This window comes from Geodermatophilus sp. SYSU D00703, assembly GCF_054050155.1.
In genome coordinates this window covers 49,680-73,090 of record NZ_JBJGYU010000013.1, presented here as the reverse complement: position 1 = coordinate 73,090, position 23,411 = coordinate 49,680, and the positions used below count along the sequence as shown (strand labels likewise).

Below are 23,411 nucleotides of genomic sequence, written 5' to 3'. Positions count from 1 at the left end.
GAGGTCGTCAACCGGCCCGGTCCCCTCGAGGGGCCGGGCCGGTGCCGTCTCACCGACGGGAGGCGGTGGAGCCCCGCCGCCCCGGCGGCTCAGCTGGTCGACGAGACGGCGCCGACGACGAGCGGGGCCAGCAGGCGACCCGGCGATGGCCCCGACGAGGCGCAGCACCATGCCGACCACCTTGGACCGACGTCCCCGAGCAACCCTCCTCGAGGTCCACCCGCGTCGGATCTCCGCCCGCCGACCCCCGCTCCGGGAGACGAACCCGTCTCAACCGGTGGTCGCCGGGCCCGCCGCCCGGCGACGGGTCAGCGCGGTCACGGTCAGCCAGGCAGCGGCCGACGCCAGGACCCCCGCTGGGACGGCGTCCTGGGCCTCGCTGCCCACGAGGAGCGCGGCGAACAGCACGGGGGAGAACGGCAGCCGGGTGGCCGCCACCATGCCGACCGCGGCACCGATGGCGACCGCGAGGGTCGGCGAGGTGCCCAGCAACACCGTCGGGATCATCGCCAGCGCGATCCCGAGGAAGATCGGCCCACCGCGGAAGCCGCACCCGAGGCTGATGGCGTAGCCGAGCGCCTTCGCGACGAGGAGCAGGAGCAGCACGGTCACCGAGGTCTCGGCGTCGATCGCAGGCAGGCCCGACTGGGCAGCGCCAGGATCGGGGCCGCGCCCAGGGCGACGCCGCTCTCGATCAGCATGAAGCTGGCCACCAGCGGGCCACCGAAGAGCGCGGAGATCGCCGAGAACTCGCCCGCGGTCCGCGGCACGTGTCCCTCCCGCGGGCCGAGCCGGGCCAGCGGCACGGGGGCCGCGCCCACCGCCGAGCCGAGGGCGATGAGCCGGGGCCTCGGGACCCAGCACGGCTCCGAAGCACAACGTCCCGAGGGCGGCCAGGGCCACCCCGGGGGCGGCGCGCACCGCGACGGGCGGCCCCGCCAGCCCCAGCAGCAGTGAGTTGCCGCCGTCCCCGGTCAGCAGAGCGCGGGCGCCGAGGACCACCGCCGCACCCACCACGGGCAGGCCCAGCACGAGGTACCACGGCGGCGCCGACGCCCCTAGCGCGGATGGCAGGTCGTCCCACAGCCAGCTCTCGACGAGGTGGACGAGCGCGAGGAAGGCGGCGGCGAGCACCGCCGCCGGGATGCCGATGGCGGCGGCGAGCAGGACGAGCTGCACCAGCCCGCGGGCGTCGGCGCCGGAGGGCCGCCGGCGGGGTCGGTCGCCGGCACGTCGGGCGGTGCGTGGCGGGAGCCGCGCTGTCGCCGCGGGCAGGAGCTCATCCGCCCTGCTGCGCCTTCTGCTCCTCCTCGACGTGCGGCCGGCCGATCGCGGCCAGAGACCGGCCGGCCTGCTCGTACCGCTCGCCGTGCGGGTCGGCCGCTGAGGTGCGGACCGGCCGCTGCGGCCCCCCGAGAGCCAGGAGGCCCGCGATCTCCGGGTGGGCGATGAACTGCTCGGTCAACCACCGCACCGCGGCCTCCCCGTGAGCGCGTCTCCCCGGGGTCCTGATGCTGGTGTCCTCCGCCGTCTGCGAGCCTCACCCGCAGCGGATGAACCGACGCGGGAGGTGACGGTCCCAGGGCGCAGGCGCCGGTGACCCTCGCGTGCTCGGTGCGATACCGGTCCGACGGGGAGGCGTGGACGGTGGCGAGGTGGCCTCTCTGGTCGGCACGGCCGCCGCCCGCCCGATGCTGGAGCGGGGCGAGGGCGGGTCGATCGTCCTGACCAGCTCGACGGCGGGCCTGGTGGCGTTCCCGAACTCGGGCCACTACCCAGCCGCCAAGCACGGCGTCACCGGGCTGATGCGCACGCTGGCCGTCGAGCTCGCGCCGGCGCGGATCCGGGTGAACTCGGTGCACCCGACCACGGTCGACACCCCGATGGTGCAGAACCCGGCCACGTACGAGGTGTTCGGCCTGCCCGGAGCCAGCCGGGAGGAGGCCGCCGAGGGCTGCAAGGCGGTCAACGCGCTCCCGGTCCCCTGGGTCGAGGCGGTCGGCATCAGCAACGCCGTCCTGTTCCCGCCTCCGACGAGGCGCGCTACGTGACCGGCATGGCCTTCCAGGTCGACGCCGGCGGCACCGCGCCGTACCGGATCGCGCCGGAGACATGACCCGTCCCGGAGGGCACGCGGGCCCCGGCCGCGCGCGGCGGCCGGGGCCCGGGGGAGTCGTGGGCCGAGGGGTCAGCCGCGGTAGTTGGTGTGGACGTGGTCGAAGTGGTTGGCCGTCACGCCACCGCGGTCGGCCATCGGCTTCCAGGCCCCGGTCGGCGAGGTCAGGATCCGCTGCTGCCAGATGACGTACTCCACGCCGAGCTCGTCCCAGTGGTCGATGTGGTACTGGGCGATGGCGTCGCCGAGGGCGGCGTCGGTCAGGACCATGTAGTCCACCGCCAGCCCGGAGGGGTGACCGTGCGGGTCGACCGCGCTGGCGCGGGTGCCGCCGAGGGTGATGCCGGCGGCGCCGGGCACGTCGGAGACGACGGCGTTCGCGGCGGCCTGCGCGGCCGGCTTGATCGGCCCGGCGCTGTTGCTGATCTGCGCGGGCGCAGGCGCCGGGGCCGCCGGAGCGGCGGCGGCGACGGCCGCTGGCGCCGAGTTGCCCACGCTGCCTGCCTCGACGGGCGCCGCCGGGGCAGCCGGAGCGGCCGAGGCGGCCGAGGTGGCGCCGGTCACCAGCAGGACCTGACCCGGGACGATCAGGTTCGGGTCACTGCCGATCACGCCGACGTTGCGCTCGTACAGCTCCCGCCACGGCTGGTCGACCGCACCGGCGATCTCCGCGACCGTGTCGCCGAGCTGGACCGTGTAGTCGTCCACCGCGGCGGGGGCCGGCTCGGCGGCGGGGGCCGGCGCGAGGACCGGTGCCTCCGCGACGGTGGTGGAGGGGGTCCCGTCCGCGGCCTGGGCCGGGGAGCTGCTGAGGACGCCGAGTCCGACGACGGTGGCCCCGGCCGCGACGGGGGCCTTGGCGATCGCCTTCTTGGTGCGGACGTAGCGGGGCGCGCGGTGCTTTGCCATGGGTGGTCTCCGATCACCGCCGGCGAGGTGAGCTGTCGGGTTCGGGCGATCGGTGCCCGGCCGCGGATCGCGGCTCCACCCCGAGACGCGCCGTGCCGTGAGCCGGAGCGCGCCGTGGAACGTGGGTCCCCCACCCCTGCCCTGAGGTCGGTGTGGATGGCAGCCGGTGGGCAGGGTTTGGCGGACCGGCGCCGCGCTCTCGTTTGCTGAGCGCAGCCAAAACGCTACGTACTGTCATGTGCATTGTCGCCGTGACGGCCGTCACACCGTGGTGTTCGTGAGACGGACGCGCTGGTCGGGACGCGCGTCCGCGCGTCCCGTGGACTGCGACACAGTCGGGTGCGTTCGGGCCCTGCCTGCACCGGGACGATCGGGCTTTCCCCAGGGCTCGCCCGGGTGTCGACTGCAGGTCGATCCACGACGGGACGGTGGTGGCGCACGGCTGGAGGACGGAGACGGACATGCCCGATCCCCCGACCCGCCGCGGCCGGACCGGTGCCCCTCGGGACCTCACCCGGCGGCAGCTGCTGCAGGGCGCCGTCCTCGTCGGGGCCGGCGTGGGCCTCGGCGGTCTCGCCGGCCGTGGGTCACTCGCGCTCGGCGGCCCGGCGCTCCTGCGGTCGCGACCCGAGGCACGGTGGGGCGTGCAGAGCGGGGACGTGACCGCACGCTCGGCGGTCGTCTGGTCAAGGACCGACCGCCCGGCCCGGATGCACGTCGAGGTGGCCGCCACGGCGGACTTCCGCAGGCCCCACGCGCAGCGGTGGATCGACGTGGGGCCGGACACCGACCACACCGGGAAGGTGCTGGTCGACGGCCTGCCGCCGGGGACGGAGCTGTTCTACCGGGTCACCTTCACCGGGGACGACGACCCCGGGCGCGCCGGCGAACCGCTCGTCGGCCGGCTGGTCACCGCCCCGGTCGACCGGCGGGACGTGAGCTTCAGCTGGTCCGGCGACGTCGCCGGGCAGGGCTGGGGGATCAACCCCGGCACCGGCGGCATGACCGGCTTCGAGGCGGTCCGCCGGCTCGCGCCGGACTTCTTCGTCCACTCCGGCGACAACGTCTACGCCGACGGGCCGCTGACGGAGACCGTCGTCCTCCCCGACGGCACGGTGTGGCGCAACGTGGTCACCCCGGCGAAGAGCAAGGTCGCCGAGACCCTGGACGAGTACCGGGGCCAGTTCCTGTACAACCTGCTCGACGACAACGTGCGCCGCTTCACCGCCGAGGTCCCGCAGTTCCTCCAGTGGAGCGACCACGAGGTGACCGACAACTGGTACCCCCGCGAGGTCCTGGACGACCACCGGTACACCGTGACCGACGTCGACACGCTCGCCGCCCGGGGCCGGCGGGCCTTCCTCGAGTACACACCGGTCGCCGGCAGCCGCATCGACCGCGTCCTGTCCTACGGCCCGCTGCTGGACGTCGTCGCCCTCGACCTGCGCAGTCACCGCGGTCCGAACACGGGGGACACCACCACCGGCGGGCCGGGCGCCCGCATCCTCGGGGAGCAGCAGCTCGCCAGGGCCACCCGGCGGCTGACCACGTCCCGGGCGCTGTGGAAGGTGGTCGCCTCCGACATGCCGATCGGGCTCGTGGTGCCCGACGGTCCGATCGACGTGGACGGCGTCGCCGACCGCGACCCGGGGCGACCGGCCGGCCGGGAGCTGGAGATCGCCCGCCTCCTGTCGGACCTCAGGCGGAGCGGGGTGCGCAACGTCGTCTGGCTCACCGGCGACGTCCACTACACCGCGGCCCACCACTACGACCCGCAGCGCGCGGCCTTCCCCGACTTCGACCCGTTCTGGGAGTTCGTCTCCGGCCCGCTGCACGCCGCGCCCTTCGGGCGCAGTGCGCTCGACGGCACGTTCGGCCCCCGGGTGGTCTTCTCCCGGGTCGCCGACACCCCGAACCGGGCGCCGGGCGACACGTCCCAGTTCCTCGGCTCCGTCCGCATCGACGGGGCGAGCGGGGTCATGACCGTGCAGCTGCGGACCGTCGGCGGGGAGGTCCTGCACCAGACCGAGCTGACCCCCGCCTGACCGGCCGGGCGGTGCGCCGCCCGGGAGGAGCGGGGCCCACACGGCAGCGACCCCCTGCCCGGTTCCCGGGTGCGCACGGGCGTGGGCGGCCGGTCAGTCCTCGAAGATCGCGACGGCGCAGGTCCACCCGGCCGACGCGGAGGAGACCTTCACCGGGAAGCAGGAGACCTCGAACCCGGTGGGCGGCAGGGCCTCGAGGTTGTGCAGCTTCTCGATGTGGCAGTAGCCGATCTCCCGGCCGGCGCGGTGCCCCTCCCAGATCACCGAGGGGTCGTGGTCGACGGCGAAGCGGCGAGCCGTGTGCACGAACGGCGCGTCCCAGCTCCAGGCGTCGGTGCCGGTCAGCCGGACGCCCCGCTCCAGCAGGTACAGGGTGGCCTCCCGCCCCATCCCGCAGCCGGAGGCGACGTAGTCCTCCTGGCCGTAGCGAGCACCGGCCGCGGTGTTGACGAGGACGATCTCCAACGGAGCGAGCGCGTGGTCGATGCGCGCCAGCTCCGCCTCGACGTCCGCGGCGCTGAGCACGTACCCGTCCGGGAAGCGCCGGAAGTCCAGCTTCACGCCCGGCTGCAGGAACCACTCCAGGGGGACCTCGTCGATCGTGATGGCACGGGCGCCGCCGTCCATGACCTTCGAGTAGTGGTACGGGGCGTCGACGTGCGTGCCGCTGTGCGTGGCGATCCGGACGCGCTCGAGCGCCCATCCCTCCCGGTCGGGCAGGTCGTCGACGGTCGCCCCGGGAAGTAGGAGACGACCTCCTCGGCGGTCTGCTCGTGCGTGTAGTAGTCGATCTCCGGCAGCAGGCCGGGCGGGTCCGAGGCGATGCCGGCCATCAGTGGGACGGAGATGTCGACGAGTCGCCTCATGGCGCGCTCCCTGCTGGGAGGGGCCGCCCGGGGTCACAGGACGTGGTGTCCGTACATCTCCCCGAGCGGGTCGGCGATCAGCTCGATGCGGGCGCCGTCGGGGTCGCGGAAGTACACCGACACCCCGCTGTGCACCTCGTGCGGCACCCCGGCGTCGGAGAGCCGCTGCACCAGCTCCTGCCACCGCTCGGGGTCGACGCTGATGGCCATGTGGTGCAGCCCGCCGAGCACCTCGGCGTAGGGGCCGACGTCCAGGCCGGGGAAGTCGAAGAAGGCGACGAGGTTGCCGTTGCCGATGTCGAAGAAGAAGTGCGACGAGCCGGGGTAGTCGCGGTTCTCGATCAGCTCGGTCAGCGGGAAGCCGAGGACGTCCTGGTAGAAGCGCACGGTCCGCTCGACGTCGCTGCTGATCAGCGCGGTGTGGTGCAGGCCACGCGCGGTCGAGGCGGGGCGCTCGCCGGCGGGCTTGAGGTGCGCCGCCCGGATGCGGGCGCGCTCGGCCTCCAGCGCGGCGGGGTCGGGTGCGGTGGTGGTCATCGCGGGACGTCCTCTCGAAGCGGGGCGGGCCGGCAGCGGGCCGGGCGGGCGACCGGGGGAGTCTGCCAGCCGTCGAGCCGCCGGCCGGTCGGAGCGCGACGGGCCGGCGGTCAGCGACCGGGGACCCGCGGCCGGGGGACGACAGGGCGGTCCCCGACCCGGCCCTCGACCAGGCACGTCGTCCCGGCGGCGCGGGTCCGCGCCCCCTCGATCCGCTGCCGCGCCTCGCGCAGGAGGACGGCGTCGCTGCGCGGGACGCAGACCAGGATCCGTCGGTGCGCCCGGACGGCGGGGTGGGCGAAGGTCTGCGCGGCCAGCTGCGCGCTCAGCGGGTCGGGCAGGTCGGGGCCGTCGACCCAGAACTCGACGACGACCTCGCCGTCCGGCTCGCGCACGTGCGCCTCGGCGACGGCGGACTCGGACATCACCACGGTGACCCCCGTCGGTTCGACGAGCAGCTCCCAGCGCCGTCCGTCGGGCGAGCCGCCGGGGATGCGGCGGGGCCGGGCCGGGCCGGTGGGGGCGGACCTGGGGCGGGGCGTCTGCGCGGCGAGGGTCAACGGGGGTGCTCCTCGGGTCGGGTCTCGGGCGGGCGTCTCCACGGTGCCCAGGAGTCGCCGCCCCGAGCAGGGCCGTTGGTCCCGTGGACGCCATCCCCGTCGGCACCGGCGCCGGACGCACGAGAGCCCCGACCCTCCGCGGGGGACCGGGGCTCTCGTGTACGGAGTCAGGTGACTCCTGTGTCAGGTGACCTCTGTGTCAGATGACGAACGCGGCCAGCGACTCGGGCGCGAACAGCTCCTCCGGCTCGTACTGCCGCGGGGAGAGGCCCTGCTCGTGGTGGTACCGCAGGAACGTCTCCAGCGTGGTCCGGTTGGACTCGAGGCCGTAGGGCCACCAGTCCTCGCCGAGCGCGGCCCGCGTGCGCTCGACCTCGGCCCACAGCCAGGGCAGGGCGTAGCGCAGCGCGGCCGTCTCGCCGATGCCGGCCAGCCCGACCTCCTTGGCCGCGGCGCAGGCCTTGACCAGTTCCTGGGCCAGCCAGCGGTGCTGCTCGTAGACCTCCCGGCGGATCACCAGCGTGTGCATGATCGGGAAGATGCCGGTGCGGGCGTGGTACTGCCGCTCGACCTCCGCCGGGTCCTGGAACAGCCGCCGGATCCCGCCGCCGCCCGGGGTGTTGTACGGCCCGGGGTTGCGGGCGCTGTAGACCGCGTCGAGCTCCCCGTCGAGCAGCAGCTGCGACAGCGTGTCGGCGGGGCCGATCGGGGCCACGTCGACCCCCGGCGGTAGGTCCAGCTCCACCTTCTCCGTGCGGCCCGGCTCGTCGAGCCCGCCGGTGCGGTAGCGCACCGACCCGACCGGCAGGCCGTGGTGCTCGGCGAGGATGCCGCGGATCCAGACCGAGGCGGTGATCTGGTACTCGGGGACCCCGACGGTCCGGCCGGCGAGCTCGGCCGGGTCCTTGATGTCGGAGTCGGCGCGGACGTAGACGCCGCTGTGCCGGAACGCCCGGGACGGGAAGACCGGCACCGCCACGAACGGCGCCCCCTTGCTCAGCGTCATGACGTAGCTGGACAGGGACAGCTCGGCGACGTCGAACTCGGCGAACTTGAGCATCCGGAAGAACGTCTCCTCGACCGGCAGGTCCAGGAAGTTCAGGTCGGCGCCGCCGAGGCGGACGGTGCCGTCGCGCAGCGGCTGCATGCGGTCGTAGGCCTGGCAGGCCATGGTGAAGACGGGCGCGGCCATGGGGCGCACTCCTCTCGGGTGGGTCAGCCCAGCTGGGCGGGCAGGACGAAGAGCAGGACGGAGGCCACCGGCGCGACGACGATCATCGTCAGGCCGAAGGTGAGCAGCTTGCGGGAGACCGCGCGCTGCTGGTCCTCGGGAGCGCTGGCGACGACGAGCGCGCCGACGGAGGAGAACGGGCTGGCGTCGACCACCGTGGCCGACAGGGCGATCGCGATGAGCAGCGCCGTGGGGGAGAGGTGCCCCAGGGCCATGAGCGGGATCGCCAGCGGCACGATCGCGCCGATCACGCCGGTGCTGGAGGCGAAGGCGGACACCAGCGCCGCCACGCCGCACAGCAGCAGGGCGCTGACGACCGGCGAGCCGATGCCGGCGACGGCCTCGCCGATCCGGGTGATCGTGCCGGCGCGGTCGAGCACCTCGATCAGCGTGACCAGGCCGCACACCAGCAGGATGACGTTCCAGCTGATGTGGGCGGTGTTCTCCTTGCGCGGGAAGGCGGTGTGCACCACGACGGCGGCCACGATCGCCAGCATCCCGATGTCCCAGCCGAGCACCAGCGCGCCGAGGGCCACCAGCACGATCGCGACCAGCGTCGTGACGCGGGCGGCGTCCAGCTGCGGGCGGACCAGCGCCGGGGCCGCCGTCCGGACCGCGGTCGCCGCGCCGCCGCCACCGGTCCCCGCCGAGGGCGCGGACTCCAGCGGGGTGCCGCTGCCGTCGGCCGGGCCGCCGGGAGCGCGGACGGCGTCGTCCAGCCGCTGACCGGCGGTGCGCAGGCCGCCCATCACGACGTAGACCACGACCGCGAGGACGACGTTGAAGGCCAGGGTCCCCAGCCACAGGGTCACCGGGCCGACGTCGAAGCCCTCGCTGGCCACGGCCTCGTTGGCGATGATCCCGAGGGTGGACAGGGGCGAGAAGGTGCCCGCCCCGACGCCGGTCACGACCATCAGGCCGGCCAGCAGCGGACGGATGGCGAACTGGCGGGCGAGGCTGATGCCGATCGGCGCCATGATGCCGGCCGCGGCCTGACCGGGGGCGCCGGCCGAGGTGACCGCCGCGGTGACGGCGAAGAGCAGCAGGGGCACGACGCGGGCGTTGCCGCGCACCAGCCGGGCCATCGACACGACCAGCCACTCCGTCGTGCCGTTCGCGGCGGCGACGGAGAAGAGGTAGGTGATGCCGAAGAGCAGGATGAACAGGTTCGCCGGGAACCCGGAGAGGATCGTGGGGACGTCCTCCCCGAGCACGAGCGTGCCGAGGCCGAAGGCCCCGACGAGCGCCAGGGCGCCGATGTTGACCGTGCTGACGGTGCCCACGAGGAACACCACGAGCAGCACGACGACAGCGAGCACGTCGATGGACACGTTGCCTCCGCAGACGGGGTCCGGGAGCTCCCGGACGGCAAGGGGAGACGGGGCGGGCGAGGGCCGGCCCCGGGGCGGTCGTACCGGGAGTCGACGTCCCGGCCGCTTGCACCCATGGGACCCGGGTCACTGTGTCCCGGACAACAGTCCTCCCTATAGTCGGGAGGATCCGTTCCGGGAGTGGAGGTCGGGGTGGCCGGTCGGGAGTCGCGCAGCGTCGCGTCCAAGGTGTGCGCGGTGCTCGACGCGATCGGTGCGGCCCCGGCCGGGCTGTCGGCCACCGAGGTCGGCCGGCAGACCGGGATGCCGCTGTCGACGGCGCACCGGCTGGTGCAGACGCTGGCGGCCTGGGGCGGCCTCGAACGCCAGCCCGACGGGCGCTACCGGGCCGGGCTGCGGCTGTGGGAGGTGGCCGCGTCCGCCCCGCGGGCCAGCGCGCTGCGGGACACCGCGCGGCCGTTCCTCGAGGACCTCTACGAGGCGACCCAGCAGAACGTCCAGCTGGCCGTGCGCGACGCCGGCGCGGCCCTGGTCGTGGAGCACTTCGCCACGCGGTCGGCGGTCCGGACGGCGACCCGCATCGGCGGCCGGCTGCCGCTGCACGCCAGCGGCGTCGGGCTGGTCCTGCTGGCGTGGGCGCCCAAGGAGGAGCAGGACGCCGTCCTCGAGGGGCCCCTCGAGCGGTACACCGCGAACACGGTCACCGAGCCCGGCCGGCTGCGCCGCGTCCTCGCCGGGGTCCGCCGGGCGGGGGTGGCTGTCGCCACGAGCACGATGCCGCTGCCGGCGCTGGCCGTCGCGGCGCCGGTGGTCGGCCGCGGCGGGGTCGTCGTGGGCGCCGTGTCGGTCGTCGTCCCGCCGGAGGACACCTCCGCGCCCAGCTACGTCCCCGCGGTCATCGCCACCGCGCGCGGGGTGTCCCGGCAGCTGGCCGGCGTCCCGGTGGCGCTGCGCCGGTGACCCCGGTCAGAGGCGGTCCTTCTGCCGCCCCCACCCGAACGCCGCGGTGACCAGGAAGAACAGCAACCCGACGACGGCGAGCCAGAACAGGCCCTTCACGACGGCACCGACGACGGTGATCGCCAGCCAGATGACCAGCAGGAGTCCGAGGAAGCGGAGCACGGTCGTCTCCCGAGGGGTCGGTGGCGGGGCTGTCGTCCCCGACCCTAGGCCCTGACGGGCCCCCGACCAGGGCCGACCGGCCCCGCACCGAGAGGAGATCGCACCGTGCCCGAGGACCTCGACGCGCTGCTCGCCGCCGTCGGCCCTGAGGTGGCCGCCCTCGTGCGCGCCGCCGACGAGCTGGTGCGGCGCACCGACCCGGACGTCGTCCGCGTCGTCTGGCCGCACCAGGAGACCGTCGGCTACGGCGTGGGCCCGAAGAAGACGACCGAGCACTACGCGTACCTCGCCGTCTACGGGCAGGTCCTCAACCTCGGCTTCAACCACGGCGCCGCGCTCGACGACGGCGGCCTGCTCGACGGCACCGGGAAGTCCTTCCGCAAGCTGCGGGTGCACGGCCCCGAGACGCTGGCGGACCCGCGGCTGGCCGACCTGCTGCGGGCCGCCCGGGCCGAGCGCCTCGCCGCCCTCGGCCGTCCCTGAGGCCGGGCCCGGCGACCGCTGGTTGGATCGGGGGCATGGCCTTCCGCGCGTCCGACGCCCGCTACGACTCGATGACCTACCGGCGTACCGGCCGCAGCGGCCTGGACCTGCCCGCTATCAGCCTCGGCCTGTGGCACAACTTCGGCGACGACGTCCCGTTCGACCGCCAGCGCGCGATACTCCGCCGCGCCTTCGACCTGGGCGTCACGCACTTCGACCTGGCCAACAACTACGGCCCGCCCTACGGGGCGGCGGAGACCAACTTCGGCCGGCACCTGGCCGACGACCTCGCGCCCTACCGCGACGAGTTGGTCATCTCCACCAAGGCCGGCTACGACATGTGGCCCGGCCCGTACGGGCAGGGCGGCGGCTCGCGGAAGTACGTGCTCGCCAGCCTCGACCAGTCGCTGCGCCGGATGGGCCTCGAGTACGTCGACATCTTCTACTCACACCGGCCCGACCCGACCACGCCGCTCGAGGAGACGATGGGCGCGCTGCACAGCGCCGTCCAGGCCGGCAAGGCGCTCTACGTCGGCATCTCCAGTTACGGCCCGGAGGACACCGCGCGGGCGGCGGCGATCCTGGCCGACCTCGGGACGCCGCTGCTCATCCACCAGCCGTCGTACTCGATGCTCAACCGCTGGATCGAGACCGAGGGCCTGCTCGACACCCTCGAACGGGTCGGCGCCGGCTGCATCGCCTTCTCGCCGCTGGCCCAGGGCATGCTGACCGCCAAGTACCTGGACGGCGTCCCGGCGGGCTCGCGGGCCAGCCAGGACAAGTCGCTGTCGAGCGACCTGCTCACCGAGGAGGCGCTCGGGCACGTCCGCGCGCTGAACGAGATCGCGCAGGGCCGCGGGCAGGGGCTGGCCCAGATGGCGCTGGCCTGGGCGCTGCGCGACCCGCGGGTGACCACCGTGCTCATCGGCGCGAGCAGCGTCGACCAGCTCGAGCAGAACGTCGGCGCGCTGGACCAGCTGTCGTTCAGCGACGAGGAACTGGGCGCGATCGACGAGCACGCCGTGGACGCCGGCATCGACATCTGGCAGGGGCCGCGCACGGGTGCCTGACGACAGCCCCGGGAGCGGTCAGCGAGCCCCTCCGGTCCGGCTTCGCCACGGCGTGACCGTTGTCGGCGGCGGGCGACCCTGATCGGGAGACACTCCCGTGGCGTCGTCCGCGCCGAGGAGCCGCCCCCATCCGGCGCGCGGTTCTCCGGGCCGCTGCCCCTGGTCATCGAGTCGATCAACGACACCCTGAAGGGCCGACTCGACCTCGAGCGGCACGGCGGGCGCGCACCGGATGTCGAGTACTGCGTTCGGTACGACCGGGGCGTCGGGAAGCATCTGCCAACGGTGCCGCCGGAGCGAGTGCGGCCAGCAGAGCGCTCGATCGGGTGAACCACATGGTCGTCCGCGGCGGGCGGGCGAGCGGGCGGCCATGCTCTCAACAGCGTTGACACGCACAACTGAGGGGAGGCGGATCTCGTGAGTGAGGCCAGGCGCAGAGCGCAGGACGCGCTGTTCACCGCGATCGCGGATCAGGCCCAGAGCAACATGAAGGCTGCGCTCAAGGCGGGGGAGAAGGCCGCGCTCCTGCACGAGCTCGCCGAGGCATACCGCCTGACGGCCGGCACCGTAGTGGCCAACCCCGCAGTGGTCCCGAGCATGACGGCGCGCGATGGCCAGCCTGCGGGCAACGCATAGCGAACGAGGTCGCGACGCCTCCACGCTGACAGACCACCTCGCCGCGTCGGCACGGGTGCCATGCCGTGCCAGACCACCTCTCGTCCGACAGGCCCGTTCCACTCTTCCGGGTCGCTCGAGAGACCGGTACGGCGGTGAGCTCCAGGGACCCCGCGGGGTCGCAGGAGCGGGACCCGGCCCTGTCATGGCAGCGTGCCCGGCGGTCCGGGCCGCCTACCACCACACCGAGAGGAACACTGTGAACAAGAGCGAACTGATCTCCGCCATCGCCAAGCGCGCCGACGTCCCGACGTCGACCGTGAACTCGGTCATCGACGGCCTGCACGACGAGCTGGTCGAGGCGATCACCCGCGGCGAGAAGGTGGCGGTCTCCGGCCTGCTCACCGTGGAGCGCACTCAGCGCTCGGCGCGCACCGGGCGCAACCCGCAGACAGGTGAGTCGATCGACATCCCCGCCGCCAACACGGTCAAGGTCACCGCCGGATCGCACCTGAAGAAGGCCGCCGGCAGCGTCCCGGTGTGATCGACCGGTCCGGGGCCTGCGCGCCGCCCACGGTGCTGGGTGGACGATTCGAGACAGGGCAGCCACCGAGAACCGGCCCACCGCAGAGCAGCCTGCCCCCCTTGAGCCCGGCGACACGGTGACCATCGAGTCTGAGGCTGTCCTCGGTGGCCCTCGGCTTGCAGCCGGCAAGGTTGTCTGCGCAACAGGTGCCGATGTCCTCGGGGAAGTCCCCAGCCCGGCACGGAGTCCCTGCATCAGGAGCGGTACAGGCGCCGCGACGGCGTCCGCGTCGGCGGCGTCTCCCGCGCCGAACTGGTCAACGCGAGCACCAGCGAACCCCTGGAGACCTCCGAGGAGCGGCGGCGGGTGCAACGCGTCCACGGCCTCTACCGGACTTGGAGCCGCAACCGCGGCGACATCGACGCGCTCCGGCAGTTGCAGGACGTCATCGGGGAGTACCTGGCCGTCAGCGCAAACTGATTTCGGCCCGTGAGGCCAGACACCCGAACCCGCTTCGGCAGAGCTGGATCGGCAGGATCCACACGACGCAGAAGCGTTCCTCTGTCGAGCTGCACCCCTTGGGAACCCAGCAGATGGTGATCCCCGGGACACCCCTAGTCGAGCACAGCGATTCCGGAGACCTCTAGCAACTGCGCGGGGTGGAACAGCCGCTCGACCTGCAGCCACGTGCTCGTCGGGGCTTCCCCGGCGAACGCCGTAGCGAACACGTCGGCGTGCTTGACGAGCTGATCCATGTCGGTGGTGTAGACGGTCTGGGACACGAAGTGGTGAAAGGTTGCCCCCTGTTCGGCTAGGCAGCGGCGCAGGATCTCCAGGCACCACTCGAGCTGGGCGCGCATGTCGTTCTCGCCGACGACCTGCAGGTCGGCCAGGCTCCCCCGTAGCGGGGTGACGCCAGAGAAGTAGACCGTGTTCCCCGCCTTGATCGTCTGCGTGAACGAGAAGGTCGTGTGCACCTCCTCGGCCAGGTACCCGATGTCGGGGTTGCTGCGCTCGATCACGGAGTGCTCCCTCCTGTCGAGGGGGAAGAGGACAGGGTAGGTCCGCGGGCGGCGTGGGGGAAGTCCTCTGATGTCACTGGCGCAGTCCGCAGAGAGCCCGCAGGACGTCCGTATCCCACCATCGGCCGCCAACGACGACCGACGGCGTTGCCGCAGGTCAGACGGGGAGTCTGGACTGCTCGGCCAGGTCGGCCGCTTCGGCGTGAGTGATGTCCGGGATGACGACGCGCACGTGGCCCCTGCCCACCGGCCACTCGTGCAATCCGACCTGCTCTGCGCTCGGCGCGTTGCTGCCGGACGGGGGCTCGGGCAGGCGGCAGTGACTAGCCAGGGATCCACCCGTGCTTCTCGCGCACCGCAGCCACCTGGGGCGAGCTCCTGTCGTGGCCCGCAGCCAGGACCTCCGTCAGGTCTTCCATGAAGTGCTCGAAGCCGCTGGGGCTCGAGACAGTGAGGAACCGGGGTGGTGAGTCGCTGGTGGCAGTGATGGCATGGGGTACGCCGCGGGGCGCGAACACGAAGTCGCCGACGCCGGCGGAGAACTCATCATCGCCAACCTGCACCGTCACCGAACCCTCCAGCACGTAGAGGTTCTCGTGCTCCCGGAGGTGCGTGTGTGGGGGGATGTCGTAGGTCATCACGTACTCGAGGAAGGCGAACGCGCCATCCGTGTCTGCGCCCACCGCTTTGAACCACGTGTTGGCTACAGGGACACGGGTCGGTCGACCGGCGCCAGCGGGAACCAAGAAACCACGCGGATCACTCATGGTTCGACCTCCATCGCTCTGGTATCGGTCAGGCTGACAGCTCCCCCTTTCCGCGCCAAGGAGTGAGGTCCAGCTGCGGCCGGCCCAGGGCAGCGACCTGTGCACTGGGCTCCGGCTTCGAGCTCCGCGTGCCCATGTCCGACGTCGTGGCGATGCAGACGCGCCCGCCCGACCTCGCAGGAGCGCGGGAGACCCCGCTGCGCCGCCTGGTGAAGGAGGCGCAGCGGATGCGGCGCTCGCGAACCCGAGGCAGCAGGCCATCGCGTAGCCGAACGCCGAGCCGACGTCGCCCGTCGAGGCCAGCATCTCCCCAGGAACTCAGCGTCCTGCCCGAACACGGGAGAGGTGCCGTGCTCAGGTCGCTGTGGTGCACGGCTCGCTCCCGTGCGGGACCACGGCCTCACCCCCTGGCGTCGAACACCCCAGCCGCCCGTCGCTCGACGTCGCCAGGAGCACCACAGCCGCGCACGCATCGCAGTGACGGATGGCCCGACGGCGTGGGGGGGCGACAGCGGGTGAACCGTCAGCGGGGGCGGTCGGCGGTGCCGTCCTCGTCGCGCCGGACGCCGGGGTCGAGGCTGCGCTGGGCGATCGGCTCGGGCCCCTCGTCGAGCACCTCCGACGGCACGCCGACCCCGGCCGGCGACGCCTCGGGGGAGGAGGTGGGCGCCGGTTCCGCCGACCGGGCGGCCTCCTGCTCCGCCGGCGAGACCGCGACCGGCCCTGGCTTGTCGTCGGGGTCGTCGTCGGCGCGGGAGTGGTCGGCACCGGTCGTCATCGCGTCCTCCGTCGTCGCAGGAGGCCCCGGGGTACCCGGCCAGGCGCCGGCGGATGCGCCGGTCCAGCGCCGTCGGTCCAGCGCCGTCGGTTCAGCGCCGCCGCCACGGCCACCACGCCGCCGAGCACGGCCAGCTGCAGCACCGGGGCGGCCATCGGCGCGACGACCAGCAGGCCGCCGGCGGCCGCGGCGCCGGCCACCAGGCCGAGGATGATCTCCACGCTCGAGCGCACCTCGCGGTACCCGCGCCCGGTGGCCAGCCGCATGACGACCGTCGTCAGCGTGCCGGTGAGGTAGGTCGTCGACATCCCCGAGACGCCGAAGCGCTGGACGGTGCTGCTCTGCACGCCGAGCGCGGCGGCCATCGTGAACAGCAGGACCTGGGTCAGCACCGGCCCCGGCTCCCCGCCGGTGACCCACCACCCGACCGCGTAGGCGGCCAGCATCGCGAGCTCGACGGCGAGGGCGAGGGTCACCGGCCGCGGCCACACCGGGTCGCCCGGCCGCGGGTTCCCGGCCAGCCGGACGCCGAGCGCTGCGCCGGCGCAGAAGGCCAGGATCGCCCCACCGGAGGCGAGGGCGAGCGCGCCGTCGGCCGAGCTGGCCGAGACGCCGAGGATCACCAGGTTGCCGGTCATGACGCTGGTGAAGGCCCCGCCCAGGGCCAGCAGGCCGATGGCGTCGGTCGCGCCGCTCACCACGGCCAGCGCCACCACCAGGGCCTGCCGCAGGCCGGGGTTGATCCGGCCGGCGGGGACGGCGATCGGATCGGACGGCGGAGCGGCGGTCGAGGTGGACACGACCGAGGAGTCTCCGGCGCGACGTCGTCCCCCGCGTTGGTCGAACTGCCCATCGACGCGTCGGATCCGTGTGCACTGTGACCCTCATGGAGAGGGTGTCGCCGCTCCTAACTTCATCGGCACACAGCCACCGCTGGAGACCGGAGAAGGCGAATACCCATGACCCAGATGCTCGACCGCGCCGAGCTGCTCAGCCCCGAGGACTTCCGCGTCGCCCTGCAGGACGCCATCAAGGGCCGCGAGGCGAAGAACGCCTCGTTCAGCCAGGCGTGGGCCGACGGCAAGCTCGAGCGGCACCACTTCGCCCGCTGGGCCGAGAACCACTACCAGTACGTCGGTCCCTTCGCCGACTACCTCGGCTACATCTATGCGCAGACCCCGGACACCCTCACCGACGCCAAGGACTTCCTCCTCCAGAACATGTACGAGGAGGAGCTGGCCGACATCCGCCACACCGACCTGCTCATCCGGTTCGGCGAGGCGTGCGGCACCACGCGCCAGCGCATCGAGGACCCGAACAACGCCAACGCCGTCACCCGCGGCCTGCAGGCGTGGTGCTACGCGACCGCGATGCGCGAGCACTTCGTGGTGTCGACCGCGGCGCTGATCGTCGGCCTCGAGTCACAGGTGCCCAGCATCTACAAGAAGCAGATCGTCCCCCTGCGCGAGGTCTACGGCTTCACCGAGGACGAGATCGAGTTCTTCGACCTGCACATCACCTCCGACGAGGTGCACGGCGAGCGCGGCTACCAGATCGTGCTCGAGAACGCGACCACCCCGGAGCTCCAGCAGCGCTGCCTGCAGTTCGTCCGCTGGGGCGCGGAGATGCGCTACTCCTACACCCGCGCGCTGTACGACACCTACGTCGCCCCCGACCTCGAGGGCACCCAGGCCTGACCGGCCGATCTCAGGACCGGGGTGCCGGCACCCGGCACCCCGGTCCGCGCGGTCGAGAGCGACCGCCCCCCGATCCCCCCGCACCGGCTCCGGAGCCGGTTCTCCCCGCACGTCCTCGACCGGAGGCCCCCGTGAGCCAGCCCGCGAGCCCCGTGACCACCACTCCTCCGCCCGCGTCGGACCGCTGGGTGCACGTCGCCGAGATGAAGGACCTGGCCCGCCGCAAGCGCAAGCAGGTGAGCGTCGGCGGTTGCCCCATCGCGCTGTTCCTCGTCGACGACGAGGTCTTCGCCATGGACGACGTCTGCGTCCACAAGGAGCGGTTCCTCACCAAGGGCACCGTCCTCAACGGCCAGGTCATCTGCCCGGGCCACCAGTGGCGCTTCGACCCGCGCACCGGCGCGGCCGAGGACCAGGACGGCCGCCAGGCCACCTACGCCGTACAGGTCACCGACGAGGGCGCCGTCCTCGTCGACCCCCAGCCCGTCACCCCCCGGCGCGAGAGCGCGCCCGACGCGTCCGCCTGAGGTGCACGCCATGACTGCCGAACAGACCCTGGTCATCGTCGGCGCAGGCCACGTCGCCGCCTCCGCCGCCAAGGCGCTGCGCCGCCGCGGCTTCGCCGGCCCCGTCGTCGTGCTCGGCGACGAGCCGGTCGGCCCGTACCAGCGCCCCCACCTGTCCAAGGAGCGGCTCGCCTCCGGGAGCGACGCCGGCCTGTGGCTGCTCGACCCCGCCTGGTGCGCGGAGAACGACGTCACGCTCCGGACCAGCACCCCCGTCGAGCGGATCTCCGCCGCCACCGGCGAGGTGCTGCTCGCCGATGGCGGCAGCGTCCCCGCCGGCTCCGTCCTGCTCGCCACCGGCGGCCGCCCGCGGCGCATCCCCGGCGTCGACGGCGACCGGGTGCACCACATCCGCACGCTGGCCGACAGCGACCGGCTGCGCGAGCGGCTCACCGCCGGACGCCGGGTCGGCGTCCTCGGCGGCGGCTTCCTCGGCACCGAGGTGGCCGCGGCGGCCCGCACCCGCGGCGCCGACGTCGTGGTCTTCGACCGCGACCCGGTGCTGCTGGCCCGCGCCATGGGCCTCGACATCGGCGCCGCGGTCACCGACCTGCACCGGCGGCGCGGGGTCGACCTCCGGCTGGGCGAGCCGATCTCCGCCGTCCGGCCCCGGGCCACCGGCGTCGACGTGCACTCCGCGCAGGGCATCGAGACCGTCGACGACCTGGTCGTCTGCATCGGGATCGAGCCCAACATCGACGTCGCCGTCCGCTCCGGCCTGGTCGTGAGCAACGGGGTGGAGGTCGACGCGCAGGGGCGCACCTCGGTCCCGACCGTCTTCGCCGCCGGTGACGTCGCGGCCCACGACCACCCCCGCTACGGGCGGGTGCGGGTCGAGCACGTCGACGTCGCCCAGCAGCAGGCCGCGGCGATCGCCAAGACCGTCGCCGGCAAGCCCGCCACGTTCGCCGACCCGCACTGGTTCTGGACCGACCAGTACGACGTGAACGTCCAGGGCCTGGGCCTGGGCGGTGTGCGGTCGGGCGACGTGCAGGTGACCCGCGGGGACCTGTCAGCCCTCGACGGCACCGTCGTCTGGCTGCGCGACGGGCTGCTCGTCGCCGCCGCCACCGTCGAGCGAGGCGAGGACATCTCGGTCGCCCGGGAGCTCATCGACCTGGAGATCCCGGTCGACGCCGCCCGGCTCGGCGACGAGTCGACCGAGCTCGAGGAGCTCCTGGAGTTCGAGGAGGCGGGGGTCTGATGACCGCTCGCAGAGTGTGCAACCTGCTGGACGGGGCCTGGGTCGAGTCGACCACCGGCCGGGTCCGGGAGCGCCGCGACCCCGCTGACGACCGTGAGGTGGTCAGCACCTTCCCCGAGTCCGACGCCAAGGACGCCGACGCCGCGGTGTCGGCGGTCGCGGCCGGCTGGCGCACCTGGGGCGACACCGCGCCCGAGCAGCGCGCCCGGGTGCTGGAGAACGCCGCCGCCGTCCTGGAGGGGCAGCGCGACTCGCTGGTCGAGGAGCTGGTCCGCGAGGAGGGCAAGACCCGCGCCGAGGCCACGATGGAGGTCAGCCGGACGCCGGCCAACCTGCGCTTCTACGCGGGCGAGGCGCTGCGCACGGCCGGCCTGACGCTGCCCACCGGCGACGGCAGCCTGGTGTTCACCTGGCGCGGGCCCGTCGGCGTGGTCGCCGCGATCACCCCGTGGAACTTCCCGCTCAACATCCCCTCCCGGAAGCTCGGTCCGGCGCTGGCCGCGGGCAACGGCGTCGTCTTCAAGCCCAGTGAGGTCACCCCGCTGCTCGGCCAGCGGCTGGTCGACGCCCTGCTCGAGGGCGGCCTGCCGGCCGGGGCGATCGCGGTCCTGCACGGCGGGGCCGAGGTGTCGAAGGCGCTGGTCGCCGACGAGCGGCTGGACGCGATCACCTTCACCGGCTCGACCGCGGTGGGGGAGTCGATCCACCGGGTGGTGCGGGCCGGCCAGCGCACGCAGCTGGAGATGGGCGGCAAGAACCCCGTCGTCGTCCTGGAGGACGCCGACCTCGACCGGGCCGCGACGCTGATCGCCAAGGGCGCGTTCGGCCTCTCGGGCCAGGCGTGCACCGGCACCAGCCGGGTGATCGTCCACGACGCCGTCCACGACGCCCTGCTGGAGAAGGTGGCCGCGAAGGCGGCCGGGCTCCGGCTGGGCCCCGGCCTGGCGCCGGGGGTCGACGTCGGCCCGCAGGCCACCGCCCGGCAGAAGGAGTCGGTCGTCGGCGCGATCCGGCGGGCGGTGGACGACGGCGCCCGGCTGGTCGTCGGCGGCCCCGGTGACCCGGCCGACGACGACCCCGCGCTCGCCCACGGGCACTTCGTGCGGCCCACGGTCTTCGCCGACGTCGACCCGGCCTCGGCGCTGGCGACCGAGGAGGTCTTCGGCCCCGTCCTGGCCTTCCTGCGGGTGGGGTCGATGGACGAGGCTGTCCGCGTGGCCGACGCCACGCGGTACGGGCTCTCGGCGGCCATCGTGACCGCCGACATCGGGCGGGCCCTGCGCTTCGCCCGCGAGGTCCCGGCCGGCCTCGTGAAGGTCAACCAGCCGACCACCGGCCAGGCGATGAACGCCCCGTTCGGGGGCCTCAAGGACAGCAGCACCCAGACCTCGAAGGAGCAGGCAGGAGCAGCGATGATGGCCTTCTACACGGTCGACAAGACCGTCTACCTGAGCGCATGACCGGCCCCGAGACCGCGCGGGGCGCGGTCACCGACGAGGAACTGTCCGCCGCCGGCAGCGAGTGCGAGTTCGTGCGCATCTGCCGCGCGGGCCAGGTGCCCAACGGCTACGTGCGCCGTTTCTACGCCGACACCGAGCACGGCCAGCTGGAGCTGGCCATCGCCCGGCTCGACGGCAAGGCGTACGCCACGTCCAACTACTGCACCCACCTCGACTGCCTGCTCAGCTCCGGCAAGCTGCAGGACGACGGCATCCGCTGCTCGTGCCACAACAGCGTGTTCGACCTCGAGAGCGGCGCACCGATCCAGCCGCCCGCCACCGAGCCGATCCGCACCTACCCGGTGCGCGAGGAGGACGGCCAGGTGCTGGTCGGCATCTCCGAGCGCGACGTGCTCGAGGGCGGGCCGCGCCGGCGCAAGCCGCCAGCGGTCGACTGATGCGCGCCTGGTCGCCGGCCGAGGAGGCCGGCCGTGGCCCCACGATCGCCGCGGGCGGCATGGTGACCAGCAGCTCCCCGATCGTCAGCCAGCTCGGCGCCGCCGTGCTGGCCGACGGCGGGAACGCCGTCGACGCCGCGCTGGCCATGACCGCGATGTCGTGGCTGGCGCTGCCCGGCCAGTGCGGCATCGGCGGTGACGCCTTCGCCGTCGTGCGCGAGCCGGACGGCCGGGTGTGGACGGTGAACGGCAGCGGCTACGGGCCGGACGGCGCTTCGGCCGAGGGCTACCTCGACCAGGGGCTCACCACGCTGCCGATGACCGGCGCCCGCGCCGTGGCCACGCCCGGCGCACTGGCCGCACTGGAGACGCTGCACGCGCGCAGCGGCACCCGTGAGCTCGCCGAGCTCTGGGCGCCGGTCGCCGCGGCTGCCCGGGCCGGGGTGCCCTGCACGGTCAAGAACCGGGCCGACATCGCCGAGCACGCCGGCGCCCTGTCGGCCGACCCCGGCCTGCGCCGCTGGCTGATGCCGGACGGCCGGGTGCCCGCCGTCGGCGACCGGCTGCCCGCGCCGGAGCTCGCCGACAGCATCGAGCGGCTGGCCCGCCGGCCCCTGGCGCTGTACGAGGGTGACCTCGCCGAGCAGGCGGTGGCCCTGCTCCGCGCCGGCGGTGCCCCGTTCTCCGGCGACGAGTGGGCCGCCGGCCGCGAGGCCCCGCCCGCCGACGCGATCAGCGCGCCCTACGGCGACCTGGTCGTGCACCAGACCCCGCCGCCGTCGCCGGGCTGGATGGTGCTGCAGCAGGCCGGGCTGCTCGACGGGCGGCTGACCGGGCTGCCCACCTGCGGCGCCGACGCGGTCCACCTGCTCGCGCTCGCGGCGCGGCGGGCGTTCCGCGACCGCTACGAGCGCTGCGGCTCCGACACCGACGCCTGGCGTGCCCTGCTGACCGCCGCCACGCTCGAGCGGGCCCGCGGCGAGCTGGCCGGCGAGCCGCTGGTCGCCGGCGGGGTCGGGATGGCCGGGGACACCACCAGCTGCGTCGCGGTCGACGCCGAGGGCCGGGCGGTCAGCGCCATCTCCTCGCTGGCCTTCACCTTCGGCGCCCGGATCTCGATCCCGGGCACGGGCATCGCCCTGAACAACCGGCTCGGCCGCGGCGCCTACCTGGTGCCCGGCCACCCCAACGCGCTCGCGCCGCGGCGCAAGCCGCTGCACACGCTCAACGCGTGGGTGCTCACCGACCGCGCCGGCCGGCTGCGGCACGCCGGCAACACCCCTGGCGGTGACGGCCAGGTCCAGTGGAACACGCAGGTCATCTCGCACCTGGTCGACGGCGGCCTGGACCCGCAGACCGCGGTCGCCGCGCCGCGCTTCACCGTCCACCCCGGCAGCGACGCGGACGCCGTCGGCAGCCCCGAGACGCTGCAGGTGGAGAGCCGGCTCGGCAGCGACGTCATCGGCGAGCTGGCCGCCAGCGGGCACGACGTCCGCGACGTCGGCCCCTGGGGTGGCGGCGGCAGCGCCCTGGTCGTCTCGGTGGACGCCGAGCGGGGCGTGCTCGCCGGCGGTGCCGACCCGCGGCAGGACGGGGTGGCACTCGGTGTCTGAGCAGAGGACCGCCGTCCCGCCGCAGGGCGCCTACGTGCCGGCCGTCGTCCACGCCGGCCTGGTGTGGACGGCGGGCATGACGCCGCGGCGCGACGGGCAGCTCGTCGTCCGCGGCGTCGTCGGCCGCGACGTGGACCTGGCCACCGCGCGCGAGGCCGCCGGCCTGGCCGCGGGCAACACGCTCACCGCGGTCGCCGAGGCGCTCGGCGGCCTCGACGCCGTCGCCCGGTGCGTGAAGATGACCGTCTTCATCGCCGCGGTCGACGGCTTCACCGAGCACGCCGCCGTGGCCGACGGCGCCTCGGCGGTGCTGCGGGAGCGGCTGGGGGAGCGGGGCGTCGTGGCCCGCAGCGCGATCGGCGTCCGGACGCTGCCGTCGGGCGCGCCGGTCGAGGTCGAGCTCGTCGCCGCCGTCGGCTGACCCGACCACGACAGCGAGATCCCGTGATCTCGCAC

The 23,411-nt window shown here is 74.0% G+C and carries 28 protein-coding genes, 1 pseudogene and 1 riboswitch; of the genes and pseudogenes, 15 read left to right on the top strand and 14 right to left on the bottom strand.

Going from position 1 to position 23,411, the window contains the following annotated elements:
- Positions 1 to 270: 270 nt before the first annotated feature.
- The 3 genes from ACI782_RS14385 to ACI782_RS14375 form a co-directional block, all read right to left on the bottom strand.
- Positions 271 to 612, bottom strand: a complete 342-nt coding sequence (locus tag ACI782_RS14385) for a hypothetical protein (RefSeq protein ID WP_456910303.1) — start codon at positions 610 to 612, stop codon at positions 271 to 273.
- Entirely contained in the window at positions 609 to 770 is a 162-nt protein-coding gene (locus tag ACI782_RS14380) for a hypothetical protein (protein ID WP_456910301.1), read from the bottom strand. Before ACI782_RS14380 ends, ACI782_RS14385 begins: the two co-directional genes overlap by 4 nt.
- 509 nt (positions 771 to 1,279) lie before the next feature.
- Positions 1,280 to 1,474 (bottom strand): hypothetical protein, encoded by a 195-nt coding sequence (locus tag ACI782_RS14375; protein WP_456910299.1) that lies wholly within the window; start codon positions 1,472 to 1,474, stop codon positions 1,280 to 1,282.
- Positions 1,475 to 1,655: 181 nt separating this feature from the next.
- Here ACI782_RS14375 and ACI782_RS14370 point away from each other — a divergent pair, with 181 nt between their 5' ends.
- Positions 1,656 to 2,051 carry an SDR family NAD(P)-dependent oxidoreductase gene (locus ACI782_RS14370; RefSeq protein ID WP_456910297.1) on the top strand — a complete coding sequence of 132 codons (396 nt, stop codon included), beginning with the start codon at positions 1,656 to 1,658 and terminating at the stop codon, positions 2,049 to 2,051.
- A gap of 137 nt (positions 2,052 to 2,188) precedes the next feature.
- Here ACI782_RS14370 and ACI782_RS14365 read toward each other — a convergent pair whose 3' ends face one another.
- Positions 2,189 to 3,025 carry a LysM peptidoglycan-binding domain-containing protein gene (locus tag ACI782_RS14365; RefSeq protein ID WP_456910295.1) on the bottom strand — a complete coding sequence of 279 codons (837 nt, stop codon included), beginning with the start codon at positions 3,023 to 3,025 and terminating at the stop codon, positions 2,189 to 2,191.
- A 2-nt stretch (positions 3,026 to 3,027) separates the two neighbouring features.
- Positions 3,028 to 3,188: riboswitch (cyclic di-AMP (ydaO/yuaA leader) on the bottom strand.
- Between the two features lie 298 nt (positions 3,189 to 3,486).
- On the opposite strand from ACI782_RS14365, the gene ACI782_RS14360 reads away from it, so the two are divergent.
- Entirely contained in the window at positions 3,487 to 5,070 is a 1,584-nt protein-coding gene (locus ACI782_RS14360) for an alkaline phosphatase D family protein (RefSeq protein WP_456910293.1), read from the top strand.
- A 93-nt stretch (positions 5,071 to 5,163) separates the two neighbouring features.
- Here the strand turns inward: ACI782_RS14360 and ACI782_RS14355 are convergent, their stop codons facing one another.
- The 5 genes from ACI782_RS14355 to ACI782_RS14335 all read right to left on the bottom strand — a co-directional run bounded on the left by ACI782_RS14355 (position 5,164) and on the right by ACI782_RS14335 (position 9,595).
- On the bottom strand, positions 5,164 to 5,973 hold the full coding sequence (locus tag ACI782_RS14355) for a cyclase family protein (protein WP_456910291.1): 810 nt from the start codon (positions 5,971 to 5,973) through the stop codon (positions 5,164 to 5,166).
- Positions 5,970 to 6,473 carry a VOC family protein gene (locus tag ACI782_RS14350; protein ID WP_456910289.1) on the bottom strand — a complete coding sequence of 168 codons (504 nt, stop codon included), beginning with the start codon at positions 6,471 to 6,473 and terminating at the stop codon, positions 5,970 to 5,972. The genes ACI782_RS14355 and ACI782_RS14350 overlap by 4 nt, the downstream gene beginning before the upstream one ends.
- A gap of 110 nt (positions 6,474 to 6,583) precedes the next feature.
- A complete protein-coding gene (locus ACI782_RS14345; RefSeq protein WP_456910287.1) occupies positions 6,584 to 7,033 on the bottom strand; it encodes a hypothetical protein in 450 nt (149 codons plus the stop codon).
- A gap of 199 nt (positions 7,034 to 7,232) precedes the next feature.
- A complete protein-coding gene (locus ACI782_RS14340; RefSeq protein ID WP_456910285.1) occupies positions 7,233 to 8,225 on the bottom strand; it encodes a hypothetical protein in 993 nt (330 codons plus the stop codon).
- A 23-nt stretch (positions 8,226 to 8,248) separates the two neighbouring features.
- Positions 8,249 to 9,595 carry an SLC13 family permease gene (locus ACI782_RS14335; protein WP_456910283.1) on the bottom strand — a complete coding sequence of 449 codons (1,347 nt, stop codon included), beginning with the start codon at positions 9,593 to 9,595 and terminating at the stop codon, positions 8,249 to 8,251.
- A 192-nt stretch (positions 9,596 to 9,787) separates the two neighbouring features.
- Here ACI782_RS14335 and ACI782_RS14330 point away from each other — a divergent pair, with 192 nt between their 5' ends.
- The gene (locus tag ACI782_RS14330) at positions 9,788 to 10,555 is read left to right on the top strand and encodes an IclR family transcriptional regulator (protein WP_456910281.1); all 768 of its coding nucleotides are present in this window, start codon (positions 9,788 to 9,790) and stop codon (positions 10,553 to 10,555) included.
- 6 nt (positions 10,556 to 10,561) lie between these two features.
- On the opposite strand, the gene ACI782_RS14325 is transcribed toward ACI782_RS14330, so the two are convergent.
- Positions 10,562 to 10,717 (bottom strand): hypothetical protein, encoded by a 156-nt coding sequence (locus tag ACI782_RS14325; protein WP_456910279.1) that lies wholly within the window; start codon positions 10,715 to 10,717, stop codon positions 10,562 to 10,564.
- Between the two features lie 105 nt (positions 10,718 to 10,822).
- On the opposite strand from ACI782_RS14325, the gene ACI782_RS14320 reads away from it, so the two are divergent.
- From ACI782_RS14320 to ACI782_RS14300, 5 genes and pseudogenes are all read left to right on the top strand, one after another.
- A complete protein-coding gene (locus ACI782_RS14320; RefSeq protein ID WP_456910277.1) occupies positions 10,823 to 11,200 on the top strand; it encodes a hypothetical protein in 378 nt (125 codons plus the stop codon).
- A gap of 35 nt (positions 11,201 to 11,235) precedes the next feature.
- Complete coding sequence (gene mgrA / locus ACI782_RS14315; protein ID WP_456910275.1) at positions 11,236 to 12,270, top strand: L-glyceraldehyde 3-phosphate reductase; 1,035 nt, start codon at positions 11,236 to 11,238, stop codon at positions 12,268 to 12,270.
- A gap of 111 nt (positions 12,271 to 12,381) precedes the next feature.
- A pseudogene (locus tag ACI782_RS14310) lies at positions 12,382 to 12,501 on the top strand (IS982 family transposase); the annotation flags it as partial.
- 186 nt (positions 12,502 to 12,687) lie between these two features.
- Positions 12,688 to 12,906, top strand: a complete 219-nt coding sequence (locus ACI782_RS14305; RefSeq protein ID WP_456910273.1) for a hypothetical protein — start codon at positions 12,688 to 12,690, stop codon at positions 12,904 to 12,906.
- A gap of 238 nt (positions 12,907 to 13,144) precedes the next feature.
- The gene (locus ACI782_RS14300; RefSeq protein ID WP_456910271.1) at positions 13,145 to 13,429 is read left to right on the top strand and encodes an HU family DNA-binding protein; all 285 of its coding nucleotides are present in this window, start codon (positions 13,145 to 13,147) and stop codon (positions 13,427 to 13,429) included.
- A gap of 596 nt (positions 13,430 to 14,025) precedes the next feature.
- Here ACI782_RS14300 and ACI782_RS14295 read toward each other — a convergent pair.
- The 4 genes from ACI782_RS14295 to ACI782_RS14280 all read right to left on the bottom strand — a co-directional run bounded on the left by ACI782_RS14295 (position 14,026) and on the right by ACI782_RS14280 (position 16,778).
- On the bottom strand, positions 14,026 to 14,433 hold the full coding sequence (locus ACI782_RS14295; RefSeq protein WP_456910269.1) for a RidA family protein: 408 nt from the start codon (positions 14,431 to 14,433) through the stop codon (positions 14,026 to 14,028).
- A 323-nt stretch (positions 14,434 to 14,756) separates the two neighbouring features.
- The gene (locus ACI782_RS14290) at positions 14,757 to 15,200 is read right to left on the bottom strand and encodes a cupin domain-containing protein (protein WP_456910267.1); all 444 of its coding nucleotides are present in this window, start codon (positions 15,198 to 15,200) and stop codon (positions 14,757 to 14,759) included.
- Between the two features lie 523 nt (positions 15,201 to 15,723).
- Positions 15,724 to 15,978, bottom strand: coding sequence for a hypothetical protein (locus ACI782_RS14285; RefSeq protein ID WP_456910265.1), 255 nt, complete (start codon positions 15,976 to 15,978; stop codon positions 15,724 to 15,726).
- The gene (locus ACI782_RS14280) at positions 15,975 to 16,778 is read right to left on the bottom strand and encodes a YoaK family protein (RefSeq protein ID WP_456910263.1); all 804 of its coding nucleotides are present in this window, start codon (positions 16,776 to 16,778) and stop codon (positions 15,975 to 15,977) included. The genes ACI782_RS14285 and ACI782_RS14280 overlap by 4 nt, the downstream gene beginning before the upstream one ends.
- 159 nt (positions 16,779 to 16,937) lie before the next feature.
- Here ACI782_RS14280 and ACI782_RS14275 point away from each other — a divergent pair, with 159 nt between their 5' ends.
- The 7 genes from ACI782_RS14275 to ACI782_RS14245 all read left to right on the top strand — a co-directional run bounded on the left by ACI782_RS14275 (position 16,938) and on the right by ACI782_RS14245 (position 23,376).
- Positions 16,938 to 17,675 (top strand): TenA family transcriptional regulator, encoded by a 738-nt coding sequence (locus tag ACI782_RS14275; protein ID WP_456910261.1) that lies wholly within the window; start codon positions 16,938 to 16,940, stop codon positions 17,673 to 17,675.
- Between the two features lie 131 nt (positions 17,676 to 17,806).
- Positions 17,807 to 18,202 carry a Rieske (2Fe-2S) protein gene (locus tag ACI782_RS14270; protein WP_456910259.1) on the top strand — a complete coding sequence of 132 codons (396 nt, stop codon included), beginning with the start codon at positions 17,807 to 17,809 and terminating at the stop codon, positions 18,200 to 18,202.
- 10 nt (positions 18,203 to 18,212) lie between these two features.
- Complete coding sequence (locus tag ACI782_RS14265; RefSeq protein ID WP_456910257.1) at positions 18,213 to 19,445, top strand: NAD(P)/FAD-dependent oxidoreductase; 1,233 nt, start codon at positions 18,213 to 18,215, stop codon at positions 19,443 to 19,445.
- On the top strand, positions 19,445 to 20,905 hold the full coding sequence (locus ACI782_RS14260; protein ID WP_456910255.1) for an aldehyde dehydrogenase family protein: 1,461 nt from the start codon (positions 19,445 to 19,447) through the stop codon (positions 20,903 to 20,905). The genes ACI782_RS14265 and ACI782_RS14260 overlap by 1 nt, the downstream gene beginning before the upstream one ends.
- Entirely contained in the window at positions 20,902 to 21,342 is a 441-nt protein-coding gene (locus ACI782_RS14255; protein WP_456910253.1) for a Rieske (2Fe-2S) protein, read from the top strand. Before ACI782_RS14260 ends, ACI782_RS14255 begins: the two co-directional genes overlap by 4 nt.
- Entirely contained in the window at positions 21,342 to 22,955 is a 1,614-nt protein-coding gene (locus tag ACI782_RS14250; RefSeq protein ID WP_456910251.1) for a gamma-glutamyltransferase family protein, read from the top strand. Before ACI782_RS14255 ends, ACI782_RS14250 begins: the two co-directional genes overlap by 1 nt.
- Positions 22,948 to 23,376, top strand: a complete 429-nt coding sequence (locus tag ACI782_RS14245) for a RidA family protein (protein WP_456910249.1) — start codon at positions 22,948 to 22,950, stop codon at positions 23,374 to 23,376. The genes ACI782_RS14250 and ACI782_RS14245 overlap by 8 nt, the downstream gene beginning before the upstream one ends.
- The last annotated feature ends 35 nt before the right edge of the window (positions 23,377 to 23,411 follow it).

Coding starts and splice junctions, on each gene's coding strand:
- ACI782_RS14365 (WP_456910295.1), bottom strand. CDS start 3,025: ATGGCAAAGCACCGCGCGCCCCGCTACGTCCGCACCAAGAAGGCGATC.
- ACI782_RS14360 (WP_456910293.1), top strand. CDS start 3,487: ATGCCCGATCCCCCGACCCGCCGCGGCCGGACCGGTGCCCCTCGGGAC.
- ACI782_RS14350 (WP_456910289.1), bottom strand. CDS start 6,473: ATGACCACCACCGCACCCGACCCCGCCGCGCTGGAGGCCGAGCGCGCC.
- ACI782_RS14340 (WP_456910285.1), bottom strand. CDS start 8,225: ATGGCCGCGCCCGTCTTCACCATGGCCTGCCAGGCCTACGACCGCATG.
- mgrA (WP_456910275.1), top strand. CDS start 11,236: ATGGCCTTCCGCGCGTCCGACGCCCGCTACGACTCGATGACCTACCGG.
- ACI782_RS14290 (WP_456910267.1), bottom strand. CDS start 15,200: ATGAGTGATCCGCGTGGTTTCTTGGTTCCCGCTGGCGCCGGTCGACCG.
- ACI782_RS14285 (WP_456910265.1), bottom strand. CDS start 15,978: ATGACGACCGGTGCCGACCACTCCCGCGCCGACGACGACCCCGACGAC.
- ACI782_RS14275 (WP_456910261.1), top strand. CDS start 16,938: ATGACCCAGATGCTCGACCGCGCCGAGCTGCTCAGCCCCGAGGACTTC.
- ACI782_RS14265 (WP_456910257.1), top strand. CDS start 18,213: ATGACTGCCGAACAGACCCTGGTCATCGTCGGCGCAGGCCACGTCGCC.
- ACI782_RS14260 (WP_456910255.1), top strand. CDS start 19,445: ATGACCGCTCGCAGAGTGTGCAACCTGCTGGACGGGGCCTGGGTCGAG.
- ACI782_RS14255 (WP_456910253.1), top strand. CDS start 20,902: ATGACCGGCCCCGAGACCGCGCGGGGCGCGGTCACCGACGAGGAACTG.
- ACI782_RS14250 (WP_456910251.1), top strand. CDS start 21,342: ATGCGCGCCTGGTCGCCGGCCGAGGAGGCCGGCCGTGGCCCCACGATC.